Genomic DNA, 16,914 nt, shown 5'->3' on the forward strand with positions numbered 1-16,914 from the left:
CGTTGCTGGTGGTCGACGAGTTTTGCGGTGAGCAGCGATGTAGCTGCGCACGATGGTTACCCTTGCGGAGCTTAGCTCCTCATATCGAAACAAAAGTAGGGCGAGCCGCAGGCTGATCCAGAAATTGGATGAAAGCTCAGCAAGACTCCGGCAAGATTATTTTTTTCAATAAGTTAAAGGTGTAATAAGGTCGAGCCCACGTTACATACGATTAAATTTATAAGCTCATGTGATCGCGTCATCTTGTACGATGAAGCAATAAAAAAATCCCCTGACGGGGATTTTTTAGATGGGCATAAGATGCACATCACTTTAGGATTTTTGCCTTGTGAGGCTTTGGTTATTACTCAGGCTTTAAGCCTTCCGCCATTTCCAGTGATTGATCATTATCCAAAAATTTTTCACGCTGTTCTTCTAAAAACTTTTTTGCATCTGGTTCAAACACGTTTAAACGTTTTTCATTGATTAACGTGGTTTGGTGTTTTAACCATTCTTGCCAAGCTTGTTTAGAAACTGTGTCAAATAACACTTGACCCTTTGGACCTGGAAAGGGTGCAAAGTCTAAACCTTCTAACTCTTTTTGATATTTACGGCAAAATACTTGTCGAGTCATATCAAAACTCCTTATGCATAAAGTTTTTCTAAACGGATATAAGCGCGTTCAATTGCAGTAGCAACCTGTGCCGGCGCAGTACCACCAATATGATTACGCGCATTGACAGATGCTTCAAGGGTTAATGCTTTTTCAAACACATCTGCTTGAATTAAATCTGAGAATTGTTGTAATTGCTCAAGGCTTAACTCAGAAAGATCTTTCGATTCTTGCACACCTAACGCCACGGCTTTACCTACGATTTCATGTGCATCACGGAAAGCAACGCCATTTTTTACAAGGTAATCAGCCAAGTCTGTTGCAGTAGAGAAACCACGTAAAGCCGCTTCACGCATGATTTCAATATTCGGTACAAGTGCAGGAATCATATCTGCAAAAGCCATCAATGAACCGCGCACTGTATCAATGGCATCAAACAAAGGCTCTTTGTCTTCTTGGTTGTCTTTGTTATAGGCCAAAGGTTGACCTTTCATGAGGGTGAGCAGGCTCATTAAGTCGCCATAGACACGGCCAGTTTTACCACGAATCAGTTCAGGAACATCTGGGTTTTTCTTTTGTGGCATGATAGATGAGCCAGTACAGAAGCGGTCAGGAATATTCACAAACTTAAATTGTGCAGAAGTCCAAAGAATCATTTCTTCTGACATACGTGATAAATGCATCATGATTAAAGATGCAGCAGCATTGAATTCAATCGCAAAGTCACGATCAGATACCGCATCTAAAGAATTTTCAGCAACGGCTTCAAAGTTTAACAATTCCGCAGTATAAGCACGATCAATAGGATACGTTGTTCCAGCAAGCGCAGCTGAACCTAAAGGCATACGGTTGACACGTTTACGGCAGTCAATTAAACGCTCAGAGTCACGCACCAACATTTCAAACCACGCCATCAAATGATGACCAAAAGTCACAGGTTGTGCAGTCTGTAAATGGGTAAAGCCAGGCATGATAGTGTCAGTATTCTTCGCTGCTAAGCCCAAGATGCCTTTTTGTAATTTTTCCAGTAAAGTTAAAATCGCATCAATTTCGTCACGAACATATAAACGGATGTCTGTGGCAACTTGGTCATTACGGCTACGACCAGTATGCAATTTTTTACCTGCAATCCCGATACGTTGAGTTAAACGAGATTCGATATTCATGTGCACATCTTCTAAATCAATGCGCCATTCAAATTGACCTGCTTCAATTTCAGTTTTAATTGTGTTTAAACCATTGATAATGTCATCACGTTCTTGTTCTGTAAGGACACCAACTTTTGCTAACATAGTCGCATGTGCGATAGATCCGGCAATATCTTGTTTATAAAAACGTTGGTCAAATTGAACCGATGCAGTAAATTCAGCAACAAAAGCATCAGTAGCTTCAGAGAAACGACCGCCCCACATGCCTGAAGTTTGGGCTTGTGACGGATTAGAGGAATTAGAAGATGTGGTCATATCGGCTCAGTAGGAAAAAAAGCAGTAGAACTAAACGCAGTATAACAAATTCAGCCTCACTTGCCGAAGTAAAGCGCAATCATTCGTCAATAAAATCTGGGCGTGGTTTTTATCAGTCTTATTTTTTTAGCAAAATGGGCCATCGTAAGTATTTATTCGAATTGTTTATCTCTAGTAATGTGTTGGCTTTTTTATTAGCCCTGGCAGAAGCACAATCATGGGGCAATTTAAACCTTTGGCATGTTTTAGAATATATTTTATATATTAATTGGGTATTATTGGCTTTTGCGGCTTTTCAGGATGTATTTGAAAAAAGGCTATCGCAGTATACCTATTTATCTATTTCAATATTCAGTTTTATACTTTTACAGGTGATTGTGCTGTGCACAACGCTGGTTTTAAATATTATTCATTATTGGGGAACGCATTTTTCTTTACAAAATATTTCCATAACTGACATTTCACATAATCTTATTTTGCATGTCAGTTATGGGGTATTGCTGGGCGCATTTTGTTTACGTTACCTGTATATACGCGAACAAGCTGTATTACAGCAAAATAGTGAACTCAATGCGCGTATTCAGGCCATGCAAGCCCGAATTCATCCCCATTTTTTATTCAATAGTTTAAATAGTGTGGTGAGTTTAATTGCAATTGATCCTGATAAAGCTGAACAAATGCTGATAGATTTATCTAAATTGTTTAGAGCAAGTTTTCAAGAGTTAAAGTTGGTCAGCCTAAAAGAAGAAATACAATTATCTCAACAATACATTGCAATAGAGCAGATTCGTTTAGGTGATCGTTTAAATGTAGAATGGAATATCCAACAACCTTTGTTATTAGATCAGGTCAAAATTCCCTTATTAACCTTACAGCCTTTAATTGAAAATAGTATTTTTCACGGGGTAGAGAAAAAGATTATCGATGCCAAGATCGGGATACTGGTTGAAATATTGCAAAATCAAGTCAACATAGTCATTACCAACCCATTTTTACAAGATAGAATAAAAGTGCGAGAAGGGCATGGAATTGCTTTAGAAAATGTAAAACAGCGTTTAAAAGCACATTTTGGCGATTCTGTTTATTTTCGAAATTATGCAGGGAATGGATTATTTACAATGGTAATTCAATATCAGTATAAAAATAGATGATTGGGAAATTCATTAAAATAAATATGATGTATTTTGGTAAGGAGGAGCAATGGACATCCTGATTTGTGATGATGAACCGCTTGCAGTGGACCGCTTATCACGATTGGTGTCGCAACTTGGGCATCAAGTTATTGCAACAGCGCAACATGGTAAACAGGCATTAGAAATGGTTCAGCAGTTTGAGCCAGATGTTGTGTTGCTCGATATTCAGATGCCAGAAATGGATGGTTTAAGCTGTGCGCAGCATTTAGCACACTTTAATCCTATGCCCGCAATTGTATTTTGTACGGCATTTGATGAACATGCTTTGCAAGCCATTCAATCTCAAGCCCAAGGATATTTATTAAAACCCATTGCCAAGGACGAATTGGAAACGGTTTTGGAGGGTGTTACTAAACTGACCCAAGCTCAATTAACTAACTTAGAAAAAAAAGAACTCATGGACGAAAAAGTGCAAAGGCAGCAAATTGCTGCAAAAACCTATCGGGGTTTGGAGCTCATTCCTGTTGAAAATATTTACTATTTTTTAGCAGATCAAAAATATGTCACTGTACGTCACAAAAATGGCAGTGTACTTATTGATGAAACGCTTAAAGATTTAGAAACAGAGTTTGCAAACCTATTTATTCGTATTCATCGTAATGCTCTAATTTCACTAGATTATTTAGACGGGTTGGAGATGGTGTCCTCTGGACAGTACCAAGCACGATGCCGTGAATTAGAAGAACGTTTGGCCGTCAGCCGTCGACACTTACCTTTGCTACGAGAACGAATGCAGAATTTATAGTTAGATACGAACATTAAATCATTTTGATAATTCGCTTGCATTTTTGAGATTGCAGGGTAAGTTTAGAGTGTTTAAAAGTTTGGCAAAGCTGAAATGATGAAAACCTTGAAAATAGCAACGCGCCAGAGCCCACTTGCAATGTGGCAGGCTGAGCATATTCGTGATCGTTTAGAGCAATTACACGCACATGTAAAAGTAGAGTTGGTGACGTTTGTAACCCAAGGTGACAAAATTTTGGATACACCTTTAGCCAAAATAGGGGGGAAAGGTTTATTTGTCAAAGAATTAGAAGCAGCTTTAATGGATGGTCGTGCAGATTTAGCCGTTCATTCAATGAAAGATGTACCCATGCAATTACCTGAAGGTTTAGTGCTTGCAGTAATTTGTGAGCGTGAAGATCCTTTTGATGCTTTTGTTTCCAATCATTATGAAAAGTTTGAAGATTTACCACAAGGCGCAACACTTGGCACATCGAGCTTACGCCGTAAATGTCAGCTTTTAAAACAGCGTCCTGATTTAAATGTGATTGATTTACGTGGCAATGTTGGAACACGCTTATCCAAGCTGGATGCGGGGCAATATGATGCAATTATCCTTGCCAGTGCTGGCTTGAAACGATTAGCGCTCTCAGATCGTATTCGTCACACACTTGCACCAGAGATTAGTTTACCTGCTGTGGGTCAAGGTGCACTGGGCTTAGAGTGTCGCTCAGATGATCAAGAAATTTTGGATTTAATCATGCCTTTAATGCATGGTGAAACCAATGCATGTGTACGTGCTGAACGAGCTTTTAATGCTTATCTCGAAGGCGGTTGCCAAGTGCCTATCGCAGGCTTTGCTACGTTAAACGATCAATTGTTGTCCTTACAAGGTCGGGTTGGTAGTGCGGACGGCAAAACATTGTTATGTAGTCAAGTCAGTGGCACACCAGATCAAGCAGAGCAGTTAGGTGTGCAACTTGCACAAAACCTACTTGAACAAGGTGCTGGGGAAATACTCAAAGCACTTTATCAAGCTTAGTTTCTAGGCTTTAATGTTGTTTATTAATACTCGCCCGATTGATCGTGCTCAGCCATTAACTGAATGTCTGCGCCAATCAGGTTTTGACGTGGTTGATCTTCCATTATTGGAATTGACCCCACGTCCCTATAACAACATATTACAACAACTTTATTTACAACTTTTATCAACTCAAATTATTGTTGTAGTCAGTCCAACTGCTGTTCAAGTGGGTATGCAATATCTTCAGCAATCGGGCCTATCTCTTTTACAGATCAAACATATTCAGTGGATTGCTGTGGGCAAAAAAACTGCGCAACGACTTTCAGACTACGGTGTAGAAAGTCATGTCCCTATGGTGGAAACATCTGAAGGAATGTTGAGCTTGCCCCTATTCAATACTTTAAAAGATCTAAAGAAAATAGCTTTTTGGCGTGGTGAAGGCGGTCGGCAGTTTATGATGCAACAATGTCAAGACCGTCATATTGATGTTTTAAACTTTGTCTTATATGACCGAGCATGTCCTCCAGAAACACATCAGCGATTTTTAGATTTTGTGGCTAGGGTTGACCAGTTTGAACCACCCTATTGGAGTTGTATTAGCAGTGAAGCCAGTTGGAACAATTGGCTTGTTTTAACCCGTGATCATCAAGAGATCGTGAGTGCTTGTCATTATTTGGTTCTGGGTGAGCGTTTGTATCAATTATTAAGACATGATAAAAATGCAACCCAGACGTGTTTGAACAGCACTAAAATTTTAAATTTAGAGCCAGAAACCATTCTACAAACCATAGTGCAGTTGCAAAGGAAGTTATGAAGAAGTTTATTTATGTCTTATTGTTGATCGCTTTAGGATGGCTCATTAAATTGAGTTATAACTTCTATCATGTTTCACAACAGCTCAATGATATTCAACAAACGCTACATAAAAGTGAACAAAAGAATGCCAGTTTGAATGATCAACTGGTGGCGGTAAAACGACAAACAGATGAACCCACTCAAGAGGTAGCAAATAAAACCACCTCTGTAAATACTTCAATTTCTGGTATTCATCCAAGTGTGGTGGTTAAACAACAGTTAGACTTGGTGCAATTTGCGATGCAACAACAACAGTTTGTTTACGCGCTTGAGCATCTTACTCAATTAAATCAGTCCTTAGATCAGTATGCGTTGGCGGATGCGGTAAAACAAAGCTTACATCAAACCATTGTGCAAGATATACAAAGCATTCAACATTTTGTGATTGAACGAAATGCCCAGCGAGATCAACTAGAGACTTTACTTAAACAAGTTGATCAAGCATTAATATCCGAGCTAAGAAATAATCAATTGAAACCAGAGCAAGATCAGTCGCAATATTTTTGGGAAAAATGGTTTCAAATTGATATTGTTGAAACAAATTCTCCAGTATTGGCAAACCGTAAATTTATTTTAAAAGAAGTTCAATTGAGATTATTGCTTGCTCAGCAGTTGTTAGTGAAAGGGCAAATTGCTGAATACCAAGAGATGCTGAATCAAATGATTCAACAATTGGATATTTTACCTGACGCTGCTAGTCAGAAGCTTAAGCAAAAAATATTAAAAATTAAGCAGACCTCGCAACCCCCGATCCCTAAACTCAATAGCTTGGCTGTCTTGGGGTAGATCGATGAAACATATTTTCCTGATCTATGCCTTTATTAGTCTCATTATTCTAGCTGTTTTAAGTGTGTTGAGTTATACCGCAGGGGCGGGTTATGTTTATGTGTTATGGCACAATATTCAAATACAAACCAATTTATGGTTCTTGACATTTGTTGGTGTTGGTATCAGTTTTTTGATGCATGTGGTGTGGTATTTCCTCAACCGTTATATCCGTAGAGAAAAGAGAAAATTAGAACAAGTACTAAATTTTACTACATTGCATCCATTTGAACAGTTTGGTGTATTGTGGTTGTTGGATGGTGAGGATGAGCAAGAGCAAGTTATACAAACTATTTTTGATCAATCTGGTTTATTAAAGCCCATTGTTCAATCTCGACTATTATTCAAACAACTTCACTATAGTGAAGCCCTGAAAGCTTTAGAAAATAGTTCTCCGTCCGCTTTTGAGTTGGCGGAAATTTTACGTATCGAAATTTATTTAGCGCAACAAGACAGTCAACAAGCTTTAACACATCTAGAGTTTTTAAATCGACATGAACTTTCGCCATGGCTAAATCAGCTTTCAGAAAGTTATAAATTATGTGTGCAAAAATTATGGGGACAGTTTGCCATACAATATCCTTGGCAATATTTACATTCGACTCAATTTGGGCAATTAGAAACTGCAACTAAACAGCAATGGTTAATACAGCTTTTAGGTTGTTATGACCAAGCAAGTTTTGAAGATATTGAACTATTACAACAAAAGTTTTTAGAGATAGAGTCACAACTTGATCAAATGCCTTATGACACAAAAGTGCTTTGGTTGAAAATTATTACTCGATTACCTGAACTTGCTCAGCAACAACAGCAGTTAGTGATTCAAATACTTAATGAAAAATTTGACCAAGATGTCTTTCATTTATGGTTTCAACAACAGTTGTTGAGACAAAATCCAGATTATGAGTATTTAGAGCAACAGATTATAAATCTTGAATCTAAGTATATGAACATTCCTGTTTTTTGCTTTGCTAAATGGCATATATATATTGCGACGCATCGTGAATACGAAGCTGATCAGCTTTTGTTATTATATCCAAATGATATTCTAATGAATTATTTACGAATCAAATCTACTTTAAATGGAAATGATGAATTAATTCAACAATTGAATTCAATTTTTGAAAAAGACAGCAATTATATTCAATTTAAAATTTGAGAATCTACAATGAATCCACTGATAAAATTCCCTATCGTTTATGAACAAAAGGTTGCATGGGGGGATATGGATGCTTTTGGTCATGTAAATAATGTGCTGTATTATCGCTATATTGAAAGTGCACGTATCGAATATTTCGATCGTTTGAATGTATTTGACCAAGATGTTTTAACTGTTGTTGCTTCAAGTCAATGTAAATATTTAAAACCAGTATTTTATCCCGATGTGCTACATATTGGTGCGCGGGTAGAAGAAATGAGAAATAGTGCAATACGCATGCATTATGTATTATTCAGTGAGCAACAACAGCAGATTGTTGCTGACGGAGAGGCAGTTATTGTTTTTGTCGATAAAGTAGAAATGAAAAAAGCACTAATTCCTCAACAGTTGCGAAAAGTTATAATTGATTTAGAAGCGACTGTGCATAATGATTTTGCAAACACATAAAAATGTCTCAATTATCATCATTATATTTAAAACATAAGAAAACATATTCTTTCTTATCAGGTTTATTTTACTGTTAGAAATAAGCCTTTTGATGTAATTATAATAATGTTTTTGTTGTTTTATGTGTTTATTGAGGAATATATGTATTGCTTATTGGAATAAATGAAAATACTATTGCCATGAAGTTATTTTAAATAAGTATTAAGAAATTTACGTGGAGAGTTAATGATGCCTGATATTAGTAATTTATCGGTAGAAGAGTTAAGAAAGCTAACAGCTGAAGCAGAAGCTTTAATTGAAACTAAAAAAGATCAAGCCGTTGAAGACGCTTATAATAAAATTATTGAAATTGCGCAATCTGCTGGTTTAACTTTAGAGCAGTTTATTGAATACGGCGCACAAAAGCGCAAAAAGACAACGCGTAAAGCGGTTGAGCCGCGTTATCGCAATAAAAAAGACACTTCTGAAACTTGGACTGGACGTGGTAAACAGCCACGCTGGTTGGTTGCAGAAATTGAAAAAGGTGCAAAATTAGAAGATTTCTTGATCTAATCTTCATCTAAGTGTCATTCAAAGGCCTTAAACTTAAAGAACCAAGCAAATCTGCTTGGTTTTTTTATACGAGTGAATTGGCGTTATGCAAAAATTATGCATAATGTACAAACAAGAGGGCATCATCTTGCATGGAAGAATAAATGAATGATGGTAAAGATGAATGAATAAAAAATCAAAACAGATCACGTGGTGGATTACTGGAGTGGTCGCTTTTTTAATTTTTGTACTTTTACAAGTCCCTGCAACATGGCTGATTTCTAAATTTTATAAGAACAATCAAACCTTACAAAATGTGAGTGGAAATATTTGGCAAGGACAAGCAGATTGGCATAAAGGTAATTTACGGGGTTCCGTTTCGTGGAGGACACGCCCGTGGGATCTGATATTATTACGTGTGGGTGCAAATATTGAAGTACACAGTGGGCAGACCCAACTGAATGGGATAGTGGGCTATGGTATTGGTAAAAAAATAATAATTAATCAGATGCAAGGTCAGATTGCACCAGAAACTTTAAAGAATATTGCAAATTGGCAGTGGCCTGCAAATGCAATTCAAATTTCAGATACAAGCCTGCGTTTTAAAAAAGATACTGGATTTAGTGATGTTGACGGACAAATGCATTGGGGAGGGGGTGAGCTTCGGTATACTTTTGGACAACGTCAAGATCAAATGAATATCCCATCTTTAAAAGCGCAAGTTAAAGATGAGGCGGGTAAACTGATTTTTGATATACAAGATCAACGTAGTCAGAAAATGGCCAATATCAGTTTAGATCCAACCATGATGTTAGATGTGCAGTTAACACAACGGATGTTGCTCAATGTGCCTTCCTACGATGGAAAGGCAGGTTTGGATAGTTTTGTAATTAGTTCAAGACAACCGCTCATTCAAGGTGGTTTCTGATGAATATAAAAGAACAGTTTGAAAATATTTCTTGGAAAAAAACAGAGCATCTTGCACCTGTTGTTTTATTTCTTTTAATTTTAGCATTGTGTTGGAAACTGGCCTCGATTTTTTGGTGGGTGGTTGCGCCACCACAAGTCATGCAACCCGAGCAAGTGAATCTAGGCTCACAACAAGTTCAAGTTCCAAATATTTCAAGCTTTTCATTATTTGAGGAAGTTGGATCTAGTACGACAGCGGATGACAGTATTCCGATGGTCTTACAAGGTGTAGTCGTCAGTTATCCAGCACGGTTTTCATCCGCAGTAATTAAAGTTAAAGAAACAGCAGATCGTTATGCGGTCGGTGACACAATCGAGGGTACTAGTTACCAGTTATCCGAAGTATATTGGGATCATATTGTTTTAAGTCAAAGTGGAAATAACAGTAAAGAGTTGCGTTTTACAGGGCTGGATAGTTTGTATCAGCCTATGCCAGGGCAATCAACAGATCAAAATACTAGCCCGCCAGCAAGTACTCCTGCACCATCGCAACCACAAAACTCAAGCCAAAATGCTTTGGGGCAAGCGATTGATAGGATGAATGAAAATCGGGACGAATACCTAAAGAACATGGGTGTTAACGCAAGTGGCGGTCAAGGCTATGAAGTAACAGATCAAACCCCCGCAGCGCTCCGAAATAAACTGGGATTAAGATCTGGAGATCGCATTCTTTCGCTCAATGGACAATCAGTTGGTCAAGGACAGAGTGATGTTCAGCTGCTAGAACAAGCAAAGCGGGATGGCAAAGTAAAAATTGAAATTAAGCGTGGTGATCAGGTGATGACCATTCAGCAAAGTTTGTAAGTGGCTAGGACTACAAATAAAATTAGGAAAGATAATAAGTTATGGCTTTTTTGAATCACAATCGACCACTTTGGGCTTTAGTTGCAGCGGCACCAATGCTGGGTGCAGTTAGTACAGCAACACATGCACAGACGTGGAAAATTAACTTACGCGATGCTGATCTCACTGCTTTTATCAATGAAGTTGCAGATATTACGGGCAAAAATTTTGCGGTCGATCCCCGTGTACGTGGCAATGTCACGGTTATTTCAAATAAACCTCTAAATAAAAATGAAGTTTATGACCTATTTTTAGGGGTGCTGAATGTCAATGGTGTAGTGGCTATTCCATCGGGGAATACCATTCGTTTGGTACCAGACAGTAATGTCAAAAATTCTGGTGTACCTTATGATCCACGGAATAATGCACGTGGAGATCAGGTTGTGACACGTGTGATTTGGTTGGAAAATACCAACCCCAATGATTTGATCCCAGCATTACGTCCATTAATGCCACAATTTGCGCATTTGGCAGCAATACAGGGCACCAATGCGTTAATTGTGTCAGATCGTGCAGCAAATATTTATCAACTTGAAACCATTGTTCGGAACTTGGATGGTACTGGGCAAAATGATATTGAAGCTGTTCCTTTACAACAGAGTCAAGCTGAAGAAATCATTAAGCAATTGGATGCAATGAGTTCGACAGGTGCATCCAAAGATTTTGCTGGGGCTCGGGTTCGTATTATCGCTGATGCGCGAACCAACCGTATTTTGATTAAAGGGGATACAGGTACACGTAAACGTATCCGCAACATGATTGAAATGTTGGATGTCCCGTCTGCTGATCGTTTAGGTGGGCTTAAAGTCTTTAAATTAAAATATGCTAGTGCAAAGAATTTATCTGAGATTTTGCAAGGTTTGGTGACTGGTCAGGCAGTCAATTCTAGTTCAAATAATTCTTCTAATAGTAGTTCTAACAACAGTAATAGCAACAGTTTTAACAATAATAACAATTCATCATCGAATACCGGCTCAAGCACTGGAAGTAGTATTTCAACACCAGCAATTAATTTAAACAGCAACTCAAATAACAATAATCAAAATAACATCACCAGTTTTAATGCCAATGGTGTGAGCATTATTGCAGATGGCGCTCAAAATGCGCTGGTGGTTAAAGCTGAGCCACAACTGATGCGCGAAATAGAGGCTGCCATCCAACAGCTTGATGTACGTCGTCAACAAGTTTTGATTGAAGCGACGATTATTGAAATACAAGGCAATGATGCAGATCAGCTTGGTGTGCAATGGGCAATGGGTGATTTAAGTAGTGGTGTGGGTTTAATTAATTTTGATAATTTGGGTACGAGTTTATCAAAATTGGCTGCAGGTTATTTAACAGGTGGTGCTTCTAGTTTAGGTGCACTCGGTGCAGGAACTTCACTTATTGTTGGGGATTATAAAGAAGGTGCAGACGGTTCACGCAGATTATATGGTGCGATGATTCAGGCTTTAAAAGAGCGTACAAAATCCAACCTCTTGTCTACACCATCTATTCTTACCATGGACAATGAAGAAGCATATATTGTCGTCGGTGAAAATGTTCCATTTGTTACTGGCTCAGTCAGTACTGGGACAGGTGGCACCGTCAATCCATATACCTCAATTGAGCGTAAGGATGTGGGGGTGACGTTAAAGGTAATTCCGCATATTGGAGAGGGCGGTTCGATTCGTTTAGAAGTTGAACAAGAAGTCTCAGGCGTTAAGTCAAGTAAAGGGCAAGCTCAAGATTTAGTGACCAGCAAGCGTTCAATCAAAACTACTGTAACCGCAGATCATGGGCAAACCGTGGTGTTAGGTGGCTTGATTTCTGATGATACTGTTCTTGGTCGTCAGTCTGTGCCATTGTTAGGTGATATCCCAGGCTTAGGCCGGTTATTTAGATCGGATGCAAAGTCGAACATAAAGCGGAATTTACTTGTGTTTATCCATCCAACCATCGTGGGTGGGGGTGCCGATATACGCCGTATATCTCAACAACGTTATGATCAGCTGTATAGCCTGCAATTGGCGATGGATAAAGATGGTAATTTTGCTAAGCTCCCTGCCAATGTTGATGATGTTTTTCAGCAACGATTGCCGTTTAGCTCGACACCAAGTTCGCAACCTAAGCTGGTACAACCGCAACCGACAGCACAACCTTCAAGTCAGTATCAAAAGGTGCCTACAGGAGCCAAGACAAGTGCAGTACAAGGTAATGCTGTGACTACACCCGTTGCAGAAGAACCAAATGATATCCGTAAGCAGTAGCATTGTGGGCTTCGCGTAACAAGTGCTTCTAATCACTTGCTTTATTTGATATTTAAAATAGTTTGTTAAAGTATTGTGGTGTGTTCTGTTGTGGCATGAACAAAATAAAGCTTGGTTTTGCGCTGATTTAGTACTGTAGAAATGTCATGCTAAGATAGACTTGAATTAGAATGGGAAGATAATCATGACTTGGAAATTACAAGCAATTACAGGTGAGTTAGAAGGGCAGGAAGTCACGATCGATCGTGATATGCTAGTTGGTCGCCATCAAGATGCAGACCTGTTATTACAAGCTGCGGAAATTTCACGTCGCCATGCTGCATTTTTATTAAAAGAAGATGCGCTTTGGGTTCAAGATCTAAAGTCATCTAATGGTACATTTGTGAATGATATCCGTATCGATCAAGATAAACTGTTGATGGATGGTGATATTGTTCAATTTGCCAGTGTTAAATTTAATGTACTTGCACCGGTAAAACCTGTTGTTCTGCAAACTGAACATGCAGCGCATGAGGATGAAGTTCAACCCGTTGTAGCTTCACTAGAAACGCCAGTTCAACAACCAGCAGAGGCTGTGGCGACTGCTGAAATCAAACCAGCTACCCCCGTAGAACGTACAGTGGCAGATCAGATGAATGAACAGGGTATGCCTGAGCTTTCAGAACGAGATAGCAGTGTTCAAATCAACCGTGAAGGTATGCCCTCTGGTGTAGCAATCCCTAAACCTGCCCCAATTCCAGAAGGTGTGGATATTCATGCGGCTACACAGCTCAAAGTAGAGCAGGTCAAAGCACCTGAATTTGTGGCAGACGAACATGTTGAAACCCAGAAAAATGCAAAGTTAGGTTTGGCAACACTGGTGATTTTGATCATTTTGGCAATTATTGCATGGCTATTGTTCAAATAATTTGCAAATGCGCTACACTCAAGGCATGCAATCGCATGCCTTTGTTTTTTGTATTTTCGTTTTTAAATTTAAAACTCGATTTAGGTGTAAATCATGAATGTGGCAAAGCTAGACCAACGCGAACTGATTTTATTTGATTTGGATGGGACCTTGGTTGATTCAGCATTTGATTTATATCGTGCCATGAATTTAAGTCTAGCGCGTTTGAACTTACCCCACATCACTGAACAACAGGTTCGGGTTTGGATTGGTAAAGGCACTTCATTATTTTGTGAAAGTACATTGAAGTATTTAAAAGGTGAAGTGGATCCTGTACTGCATCAACAGCTTTTGGATACATTCTTGGAAATTTACAATGCAGAGCCTTGTGTCAATACCAAGCCATTTTCTGGAATTTTAGAATTTTTAGAATGGGGAATTAAAAACAATAAGAAATTGATTTGTGTGACCAATAAACCAGAACAACCCGCACGAAAAATTCTAGAAGACTTGCAAATGGATCACTATTTTCTCGATGTAATAGGTGGTGATCGTTTTGAAGTGCGTAAACCACATCCAAAACCATTATTGTATTGTGTTGAAACTTATCAGTCATCAACTAACAAAACCTTGATGATCGGCGATTCAAGTAATGATGTGGAGGCTGCACGCCGTGCAGAGGTTGATTGTATTGTGGTCAGCTATGGTTATAATCATGGTGAAGATATTCAACTCTGTCAGCCACAACAAGTAGTGGATGATTTAACAGAGCTTTTGGCTTAATACCTGTATATTTAAATTGTTGCGAAAAAAAGGGAAGAGGAATGAATAGCAAACGCACTTTTCGATGGCGTCACTAAGTGAAATGCAGAGACATCCAAACTTAGTATTATCGAAAATAGAGAGAATTCCTGATGACAACCTTAGCGCAGTTTGAACAATTAAAATCAGAGGGTTATAACCTTATCCCCGTATATCGCCAACGCTTAGCCGATACGGATACGCCATTATCTGTATTTGCACGTTTAAAACAGCATCAACAAGCTTATCTTTTTGAATCTGTTGAAGGTGGCGAAAACTGGGCAAGATATTCAATTATTGGACTGGGTGAGTCAATCGTATTTTCCTGTAATGCAGGACAGCTCACGATAAAATCGGTAGATGGCTCGATAGATACCCAGCCATGCGCAGATCCATTTCAATATATCCGCGATTTTCAAGCGCAGTTTAAAGTACCCACACAACAAGATTTACCTGCACTGCCTAATTTTACCGGCGGCTTGGTGGGTTATTTTGGTTATGATGCAGTACGCTATATTGAGCCACGGTTAAAGAATGTGCCTGAGGCAGATCCAGTTGGACTACCTGATTTATGGATGATGTTATCTAAAACCGTCATTGTGTTTGATAACTTAAAAGATACTTTGTTTTTAATTGTGCATGCAGATGTTAATGATACAGAGGCTTATGCCAAGGCTCAGCAACAGCTGGATGAGATTGAGGCATTATTGGCTATGCCAATTAGCTTGGTTGCCAAAAAACATAGCGCTCCACATTTTGAGTCACTGACTGGACACGACAAATTCCTTGAGTCGATCGAGAAAGTTAAAGAATACATTCGTGCTGGTGATGTAATGCAGGTTGTCCCTGGGCATCGTATGGTGTCGGATTTTGATGGTGAGCCCTTACAGGTTTATCGTGCATTACGACATCTCAATCCATCACCGTATTTATTTTTGGTACAAGGGCAGACCCTTTTAGATCAAAAGCCGTTCCATATCGTCGGATCTTCACCGGAAATTCTTTCTCGACTGGAAAATGGGATCGCGACTGTACGTCCGCTTGCAGGTACACGTCCACGAGGAAAAACCAAAGAAGAAGATTTGGCACTTGAAAAAGATTTACTTTCCGATGAAAAAGAGATTGCGGAACATTTAATGCTGATTGATTTAGGTCGTAATGATGTGGGGCGTGTCTCGAAAATCGGTAAAGTGCAAGTGACTGATCAAATGGTGATCGAACGTTATTCACATGTCATGCATATTGTTTCCAATGTACAAGGTGAAGTCCTGGATGATGTCGATGCTTTGGATGTTTTTAAGGCAACTTTTCCAGCAGGGACGCTTTCAGGTGCGCCAAAAATTCGTGCAATGGAAATTATTGACGAAGTTGAGCCAGTAAAACGTGGAATTTTTGGTGGTGCAGTGGGTTATTTGGGTTGGCATGGTGAAATGGACATGTCGATTGCGATCAGAACTTGTGTTATTCGTGAAAATAAGGTCTATGTACAGGCTGGCGCAGGCTTGGTTGTCGATTCAAATCCTGAATCAGAGTGGAATGAAACCCAAATAAAAGCTCGCGCAGTGATCAAAGCGGTTGAATTATCGTCAAACGGATTGATTTTATGAGTTTTTGAGGTTTTTTTTGCAAAAAACACTTGCAAGGATTCTGAGTTTTGCTAAACTGCACACCGTTCCGATACGAAACGTACGAAACACTAAGAAACGCCGGCATAGCTCAGTTGGTAGAGCAACTGACTTGTAATCAGTAGGTCCACAGTTCGAATCCGTGTGCCGGCACCATCTTAAGGTTTTGTGTTATAATGTTGAAGAACAACACTGAAAGTAAGTGTAAAGGTGAGATTCCCGAGCGGTCAAAGGGAGCAGACTGTAACTCTGCCACGAAAGTTTCGAAGGTTCGAATCCTTCTCTCACCACCATTACTTCGATAAGTGGTTAATTACCAACATTAAGCGGGAGTAGCTCAGTTGGTAGAGCGGTAGCCTTCCAAGCTACATGTCGCGAGTTCGACCCTCGTCTCCCGCTCCATCGAAGATGATGCTCTTATAGCTCAGTGGTAGAGCACTCCCTTGGTAAGGGAGAGGTCTCGAGTTCAAATCTCGATAAGAGCTCCAGATACAATTTGGTAGATTATTCTACACCAGTTTCTCAAAAGCAGGCTTATTAGTCTGCTTTTCAAGTATTAGGTGTCTAGTTTTTTAGACGATTGTCGATGCTGAGTTGTTTAACTCGTGTTCGACATAAACGAGGAAGGGCAAATGGCTAAGGCTAAGTTTGAACGTAATAAGCCACACGTAAACGTGGGTACAATTGGTCACGTCGACCATGGTAAAACAACTTTAACTGCTGCAATTG

The 16,914-nt window shown here is 39.2% G+C and carries 17 protein-coding genes and 4 tRNA genes; 19 read left to right on the plus strand and 2 right to left on the minus strand.

Annotated elements, in window-relative coordinates; all coding sequences use genetic code 11:
* Positions 1–343: 343 nt before the first annotated feature.
* Together ACG9ZL_RS16960 and argH are read right to left on the minus strand one after the other, a co-directional pair.
* Positions 344–613: an oxidative damage protection protein gene (locus ACG9ZL_RS16960; RefSeq protein ID WP_004818487.1), complete on the minus strand. Its 270-nt coding sequence runs from the start codon at positions 611–613 to the stop codon at positions 344–346.
* A gap of 11 nt (positions 614–624) precedes the next feature.
* A complete protein-coding gene (argH, locus tag ACG9ZL_RS16965; RefSeq protein ID WP_419326977.1) occupies positions 625–2,055 on the minus strand; it encodes an argininosuccinate lyase in 1,431 nt (476 codons plus the stop codon).
* On the opposite strand from argH, the gene ACG9ZL_RS16970 reads away from it, so the two are divergent.
* From ACG9ZL_RS16970 to ACG9ZL_RS17060, 19 genes are all read left to right on the plus strand, one after another.
* A complete protein-coding gene (locus ACG9ZL_RS16970) occupies positions 2,046–3,206 on the plus strand; it encodes a sensor histidine kinase (protein ID WP_419326978.1) in 1,161 nt (386 codons plus the stop codon). The two genes, argH and ACG9ZL_RS16970, sit on opposite strands and share 10 nt — an antisense overlap.
* Before the next feature lie 49 nt (positions 3,207–3,255).
* The gene (locus tag ACG9ZL_RS16975; RefSeq protein ID WP_419360867.1) at positions 3,256–3,993 is read left to right on the plus strand and encodes a LytR/AlgR family response regulator transcription factor; all 738 of its coding nucleotides are present in this window, start codon (positions 3,256–3,258) and stop codon (positions 3,991–3,993) included.
* Between the two features lie 96 nt (positions 3,994–4,089).
* Positions 4,090–5,013, plus strand: a complete 924-nt coding sequence (gene hemC / locus ACG9ZL_RS16980; protein WP_419360886.1) for a hydroxymethylbilane synthase — start codon at positions 4,090–4,092, stop codon at positions 5,011–5,013.
* A 13-nt stretch (positions 5,014–5,026) separates the two neighbouring features.
* Positions 5,027–5,809, plus strand: a complete 783-nt coding sequence (locus ACG9ZL_RS16985; RefSeq protein WP_419360869.1) for a uroporphyrinogen-III synthase — start codon at positions 5,027–5,029, stop codon at positions 5,807–5,809.
* Entirely contained in the window at positions 5,806–6,636 is an 831-nt protein-coding gene (locus ACG9ZL_RS16990) for a hypothetical protein (protein WP_419360871.1), read from the plus strand. The genes ACG9ZL_RS16985 and ACG9ZL_RS16990 overlap by 4 nt, the downstream gene beginning before the upstream one ends.
* Positions 6,637–6,640: 4 nt before the next feature.
* Positions 6,641–7,834 carry a YfgM family protein gene (locus tag ACG9ZL_RS16995; protein WP_419360872.1) on the plus strand — a complete coding sequence of 398 codons (1,194 nt, stop codon included), beginning with the start codon at positions 6,641–6,643 and terminating at the stop codon, positions 7,832–7,834.
* A gap of 9 nt (positions 7,835–7,843) precedes the next feature.
* The gene (locus tag ACG9ZL_RS17000; protein WP_419326981.1) at positions 7,844–8,281 is read left to right on the plus strand and encodes an acyl-CoA thioesterase; all 438 of its coding nucleotides are present in this window, start codon (positions 7,844–7,846) and stop codon (positions 8,279–8,281) included.
* Positions 8,282–8,506: 225 nt separating this feature from the next.
* Entirely contained in the window at positions 8,507–8,833 is a 327-nt protein-coding gene (locus ACG9ZL_RS17005; protein WP_336952386.1) for an H-NS histone family protein, read from the plus strand.
* Between the two features lie 163 nt (positions 8,834–8,996).
* Complete coding sequence (gene gspN, locus ACG9ZL_RS17010; RefSeq protein ID WP_419360874.1) at positions 8,997–9,740, plus strand: type II secretion system protein N; 744 nt, start codon at positions 8,997–8,999, stop codon at positions 9,738–9,740.
* The gene (locus ACG9ZL_RS17015) at positions 9,740–10,585 is read left to right on the plus strand and encodes a type II secretion system protein N (RefSeq protein WP_336952384.1); all 846 of its coding nucleotides are present in this window, start codon (positions 9,740–9,742) and stop codon (positions 10,583–10,585) included. The genes gspN and ACG9ZL_RS17015 overlap by 1 nt, the downstream gene beginning before the upstream one ends.
* Positions 10,586–10,626: 41 nt before the next feature.
* Positions 10,627–12,873: a type II secretion system secretin GspD gene (gene gspD / locus ACG9ZL_RS17020; RefSeq protein WP_419360876.1), complete on the plus strand. Its 2,247-nt coding sequence runs from the start codon at positions 10,627–10,629 to the stop codon at positions 12,871–12,873.
* 184 nt (positions 12,874–13,057) lie between these two features.
* Positions 13,058–13,780, plus strand: coding sequence for an FHA domain-containing protein (locus tag ACG9ZL_RS17025; RefSeq protein WP_419360878.1), 723 nt, complete (start codon positions 13,058–13,060; stop codon positions 13,778–13,780).
* A 93-nt stretch (positions 13,781–13,873) separates the two neighbouring features.
* Positions 13,874–14,542 (plus strand): HAD-IA family hydrolase, encoded by a 669-nt coding sequence (locus tag ACG9ZL_RS17030; RefSeq protein ID WP_419360880.1) that lies wholly within the window; start codon positions 13,874–13,876, stop codon positions 14,540–14,542.
* 131 nt (positions 14,543–14,673) lie between these two features.
* Positions 14,674–16,167 carry an anthranilate synthase component I gene (gene trpE / locus ACG9ZL_RS17035; protein WP_419360881.1) on the plus strand — a complete coding sequence of 498 codons (1,494 nt, stop codon included), beginning with the start codon at positions 14,674–14,676 and terminating at the stop codon, positions 16,165–16,167.
* 98 nt (positions 16,168–16,265) lie between these two features.
* Positions 16,266–16,341 (plus strand) — tRNA-Thr (locus ACG9ZL_RS17040).
* Positions 16,342–16,394: 53 nt separating this feature from the next.
* Positions 16,395–16,478: transfer RNA gene (locus tag ACG9ZL_RS17045), tRNA-Tyr, on the plus strand.
* A gap of 33 nt (positions 16,479–16,511) precedes the next feature.
* A tRNA-Gly gene (locus tag ACG9ZL_RS17050) sits at positions 16,512–16,587 on the plus strand.
* Between the two features lie 11 nt (positions 16,588–16,598).
* A tRNA-Thr gene (locus ACG9ZL_RS17055) sits at positions 16,599–16,673 on the plus strand.
* 144 nt (positions 16,674–16,817) lie between these two features.
* Positions 16,818–16,914 (plus strand): GTP-binding protein (locus ACG9ZL_RS17060; RefSeq protein ID WP_079393000.1); only part of this gene is annotated, 97 nt, incomplete at its 3' end.

Source organism: Acinetobacter legionensis, from assembly GCF_048551735.1.
Classification (GTDB): domain Bacteria; phylum Pseudomonadota; class Gammaproteobacteria; order Pseudomonadales; family Moraxellaceae; genus Acinetobacter.

Excerpts from the sequence above, each read along its gene's own strand:
- ACG9ZL_RS16960 (WP_004818487.1), bottom strand. The coding sequence starts at position 613 with ATGACTCGACAAGTATTTTGCCGTAAATATCAAAAAGAGTTAGAAGGT.
- ACG9ZL_RS16970 (WP_419326978.1), top strand. The coding sequence starts at position 2,046 with ATGTGGTCATATCGGCTCAGTAGGAAAAAAAGCAGTAGAACTAAACGC.
- argH (WP_419326977.1), bottom strand. The coding sequence starts at position 2,055 with ATGACCACATCTTCTAATTCCTCTAATCCGTCACAAGCCCAAACTTCA.
- ACG9ZL_RS16975 (WP_419360867.1), top strand. The coding sequence starts at position 3,256 with ATGGACATCCTGATTTGTGATGATGAACCGCTTGCAGTGGACCGCTTA.
- hemC (WP_419360886.1), top strand. The coding sequence starts at position 4,090 with ATGAAAACCTTGAAAATAGCAACGCGCCAGAGCCCACTTGCAATGTGG.
- ACG9ZL_RS16985 (WP_419360869.1), top strand. The coding sequence starts at position 5,027 with ATGTTGTTTATTAATACTCGCCCGATTGATCGTGCTCAGCCATTAACT.
- ACG9ZL_RS16990 (WP_419360871.1), top strand. The coding sequence starts at position 5,806 with ATGAAGAAGTTTATTTATGTCTTATTGTTGATCGCTTTAGGATGGCTC.
- ACG9ZL_RS16995 (WP_419360872.1), top strand. The coding sequence starts at position 6,641 with ATGAAACATATTTTCCTGATCTATGCCTTTATTAGTCTCATTATTCTA.
- ACG9ZL_RS17000 (WP_419326981.1), top strand. The coding sequence starts at position 7,844 with ATGAATCCACTGATAAAATTCCCTATCGTTTATGAACAAAAGGTTGCA.
- ACG9ZL_RS17005 (WP_336952386.1), top strand. The coding sequence starts at position 8,507 with ATGATGCCTGATATTAGTAATTTATCGGTAGAAGAGTTAAGAAAGCTA.
- gspN (WP_419360874.1), top strand. The coding sequence starts at position 8,997 with ATGAATAAAAAATCAAAACAGATCACGTGGTGGATTACTGGAGTGGTC.
- ACG9ZL_RS17015 (WP_336952384.1), top strand. The coding sequence starts at position 9,740 with ATGAATATAAAAGAACAGTTTGAAAATATTTCTTGGAAAAAAACAGAG.
- gspD (WP_419360876.1), top strand. The coding sequence starts at position 10,627 with ATGGCTTTTTTGAATCACAATCGACCACTTTGGGCTTTAGTTGCAGCG.
- ACG9ZL_RS17025 (WP_419360878.1), top strand. The coding sequence starts at position 13,058 with ATGACTTGGAAATTACAAGCAATTACAGGTGAGTTAGAAGGGCAGGAA.
- ACG9ZL_RS17030 (WP_419360880.1), top strand. The coding sequence starts at position 13,874 with ATGAATGTGGCAAAGCTAGACCAACGCGAACTGATTTTATTTGATTTG.
- trpE (WP_419360881.1), top strand. The coding sequence starts at position 14,674 with ATGACAACCTTAGCGCAGTTTGAACAATTAAAATCAGAGGGTTATAAC.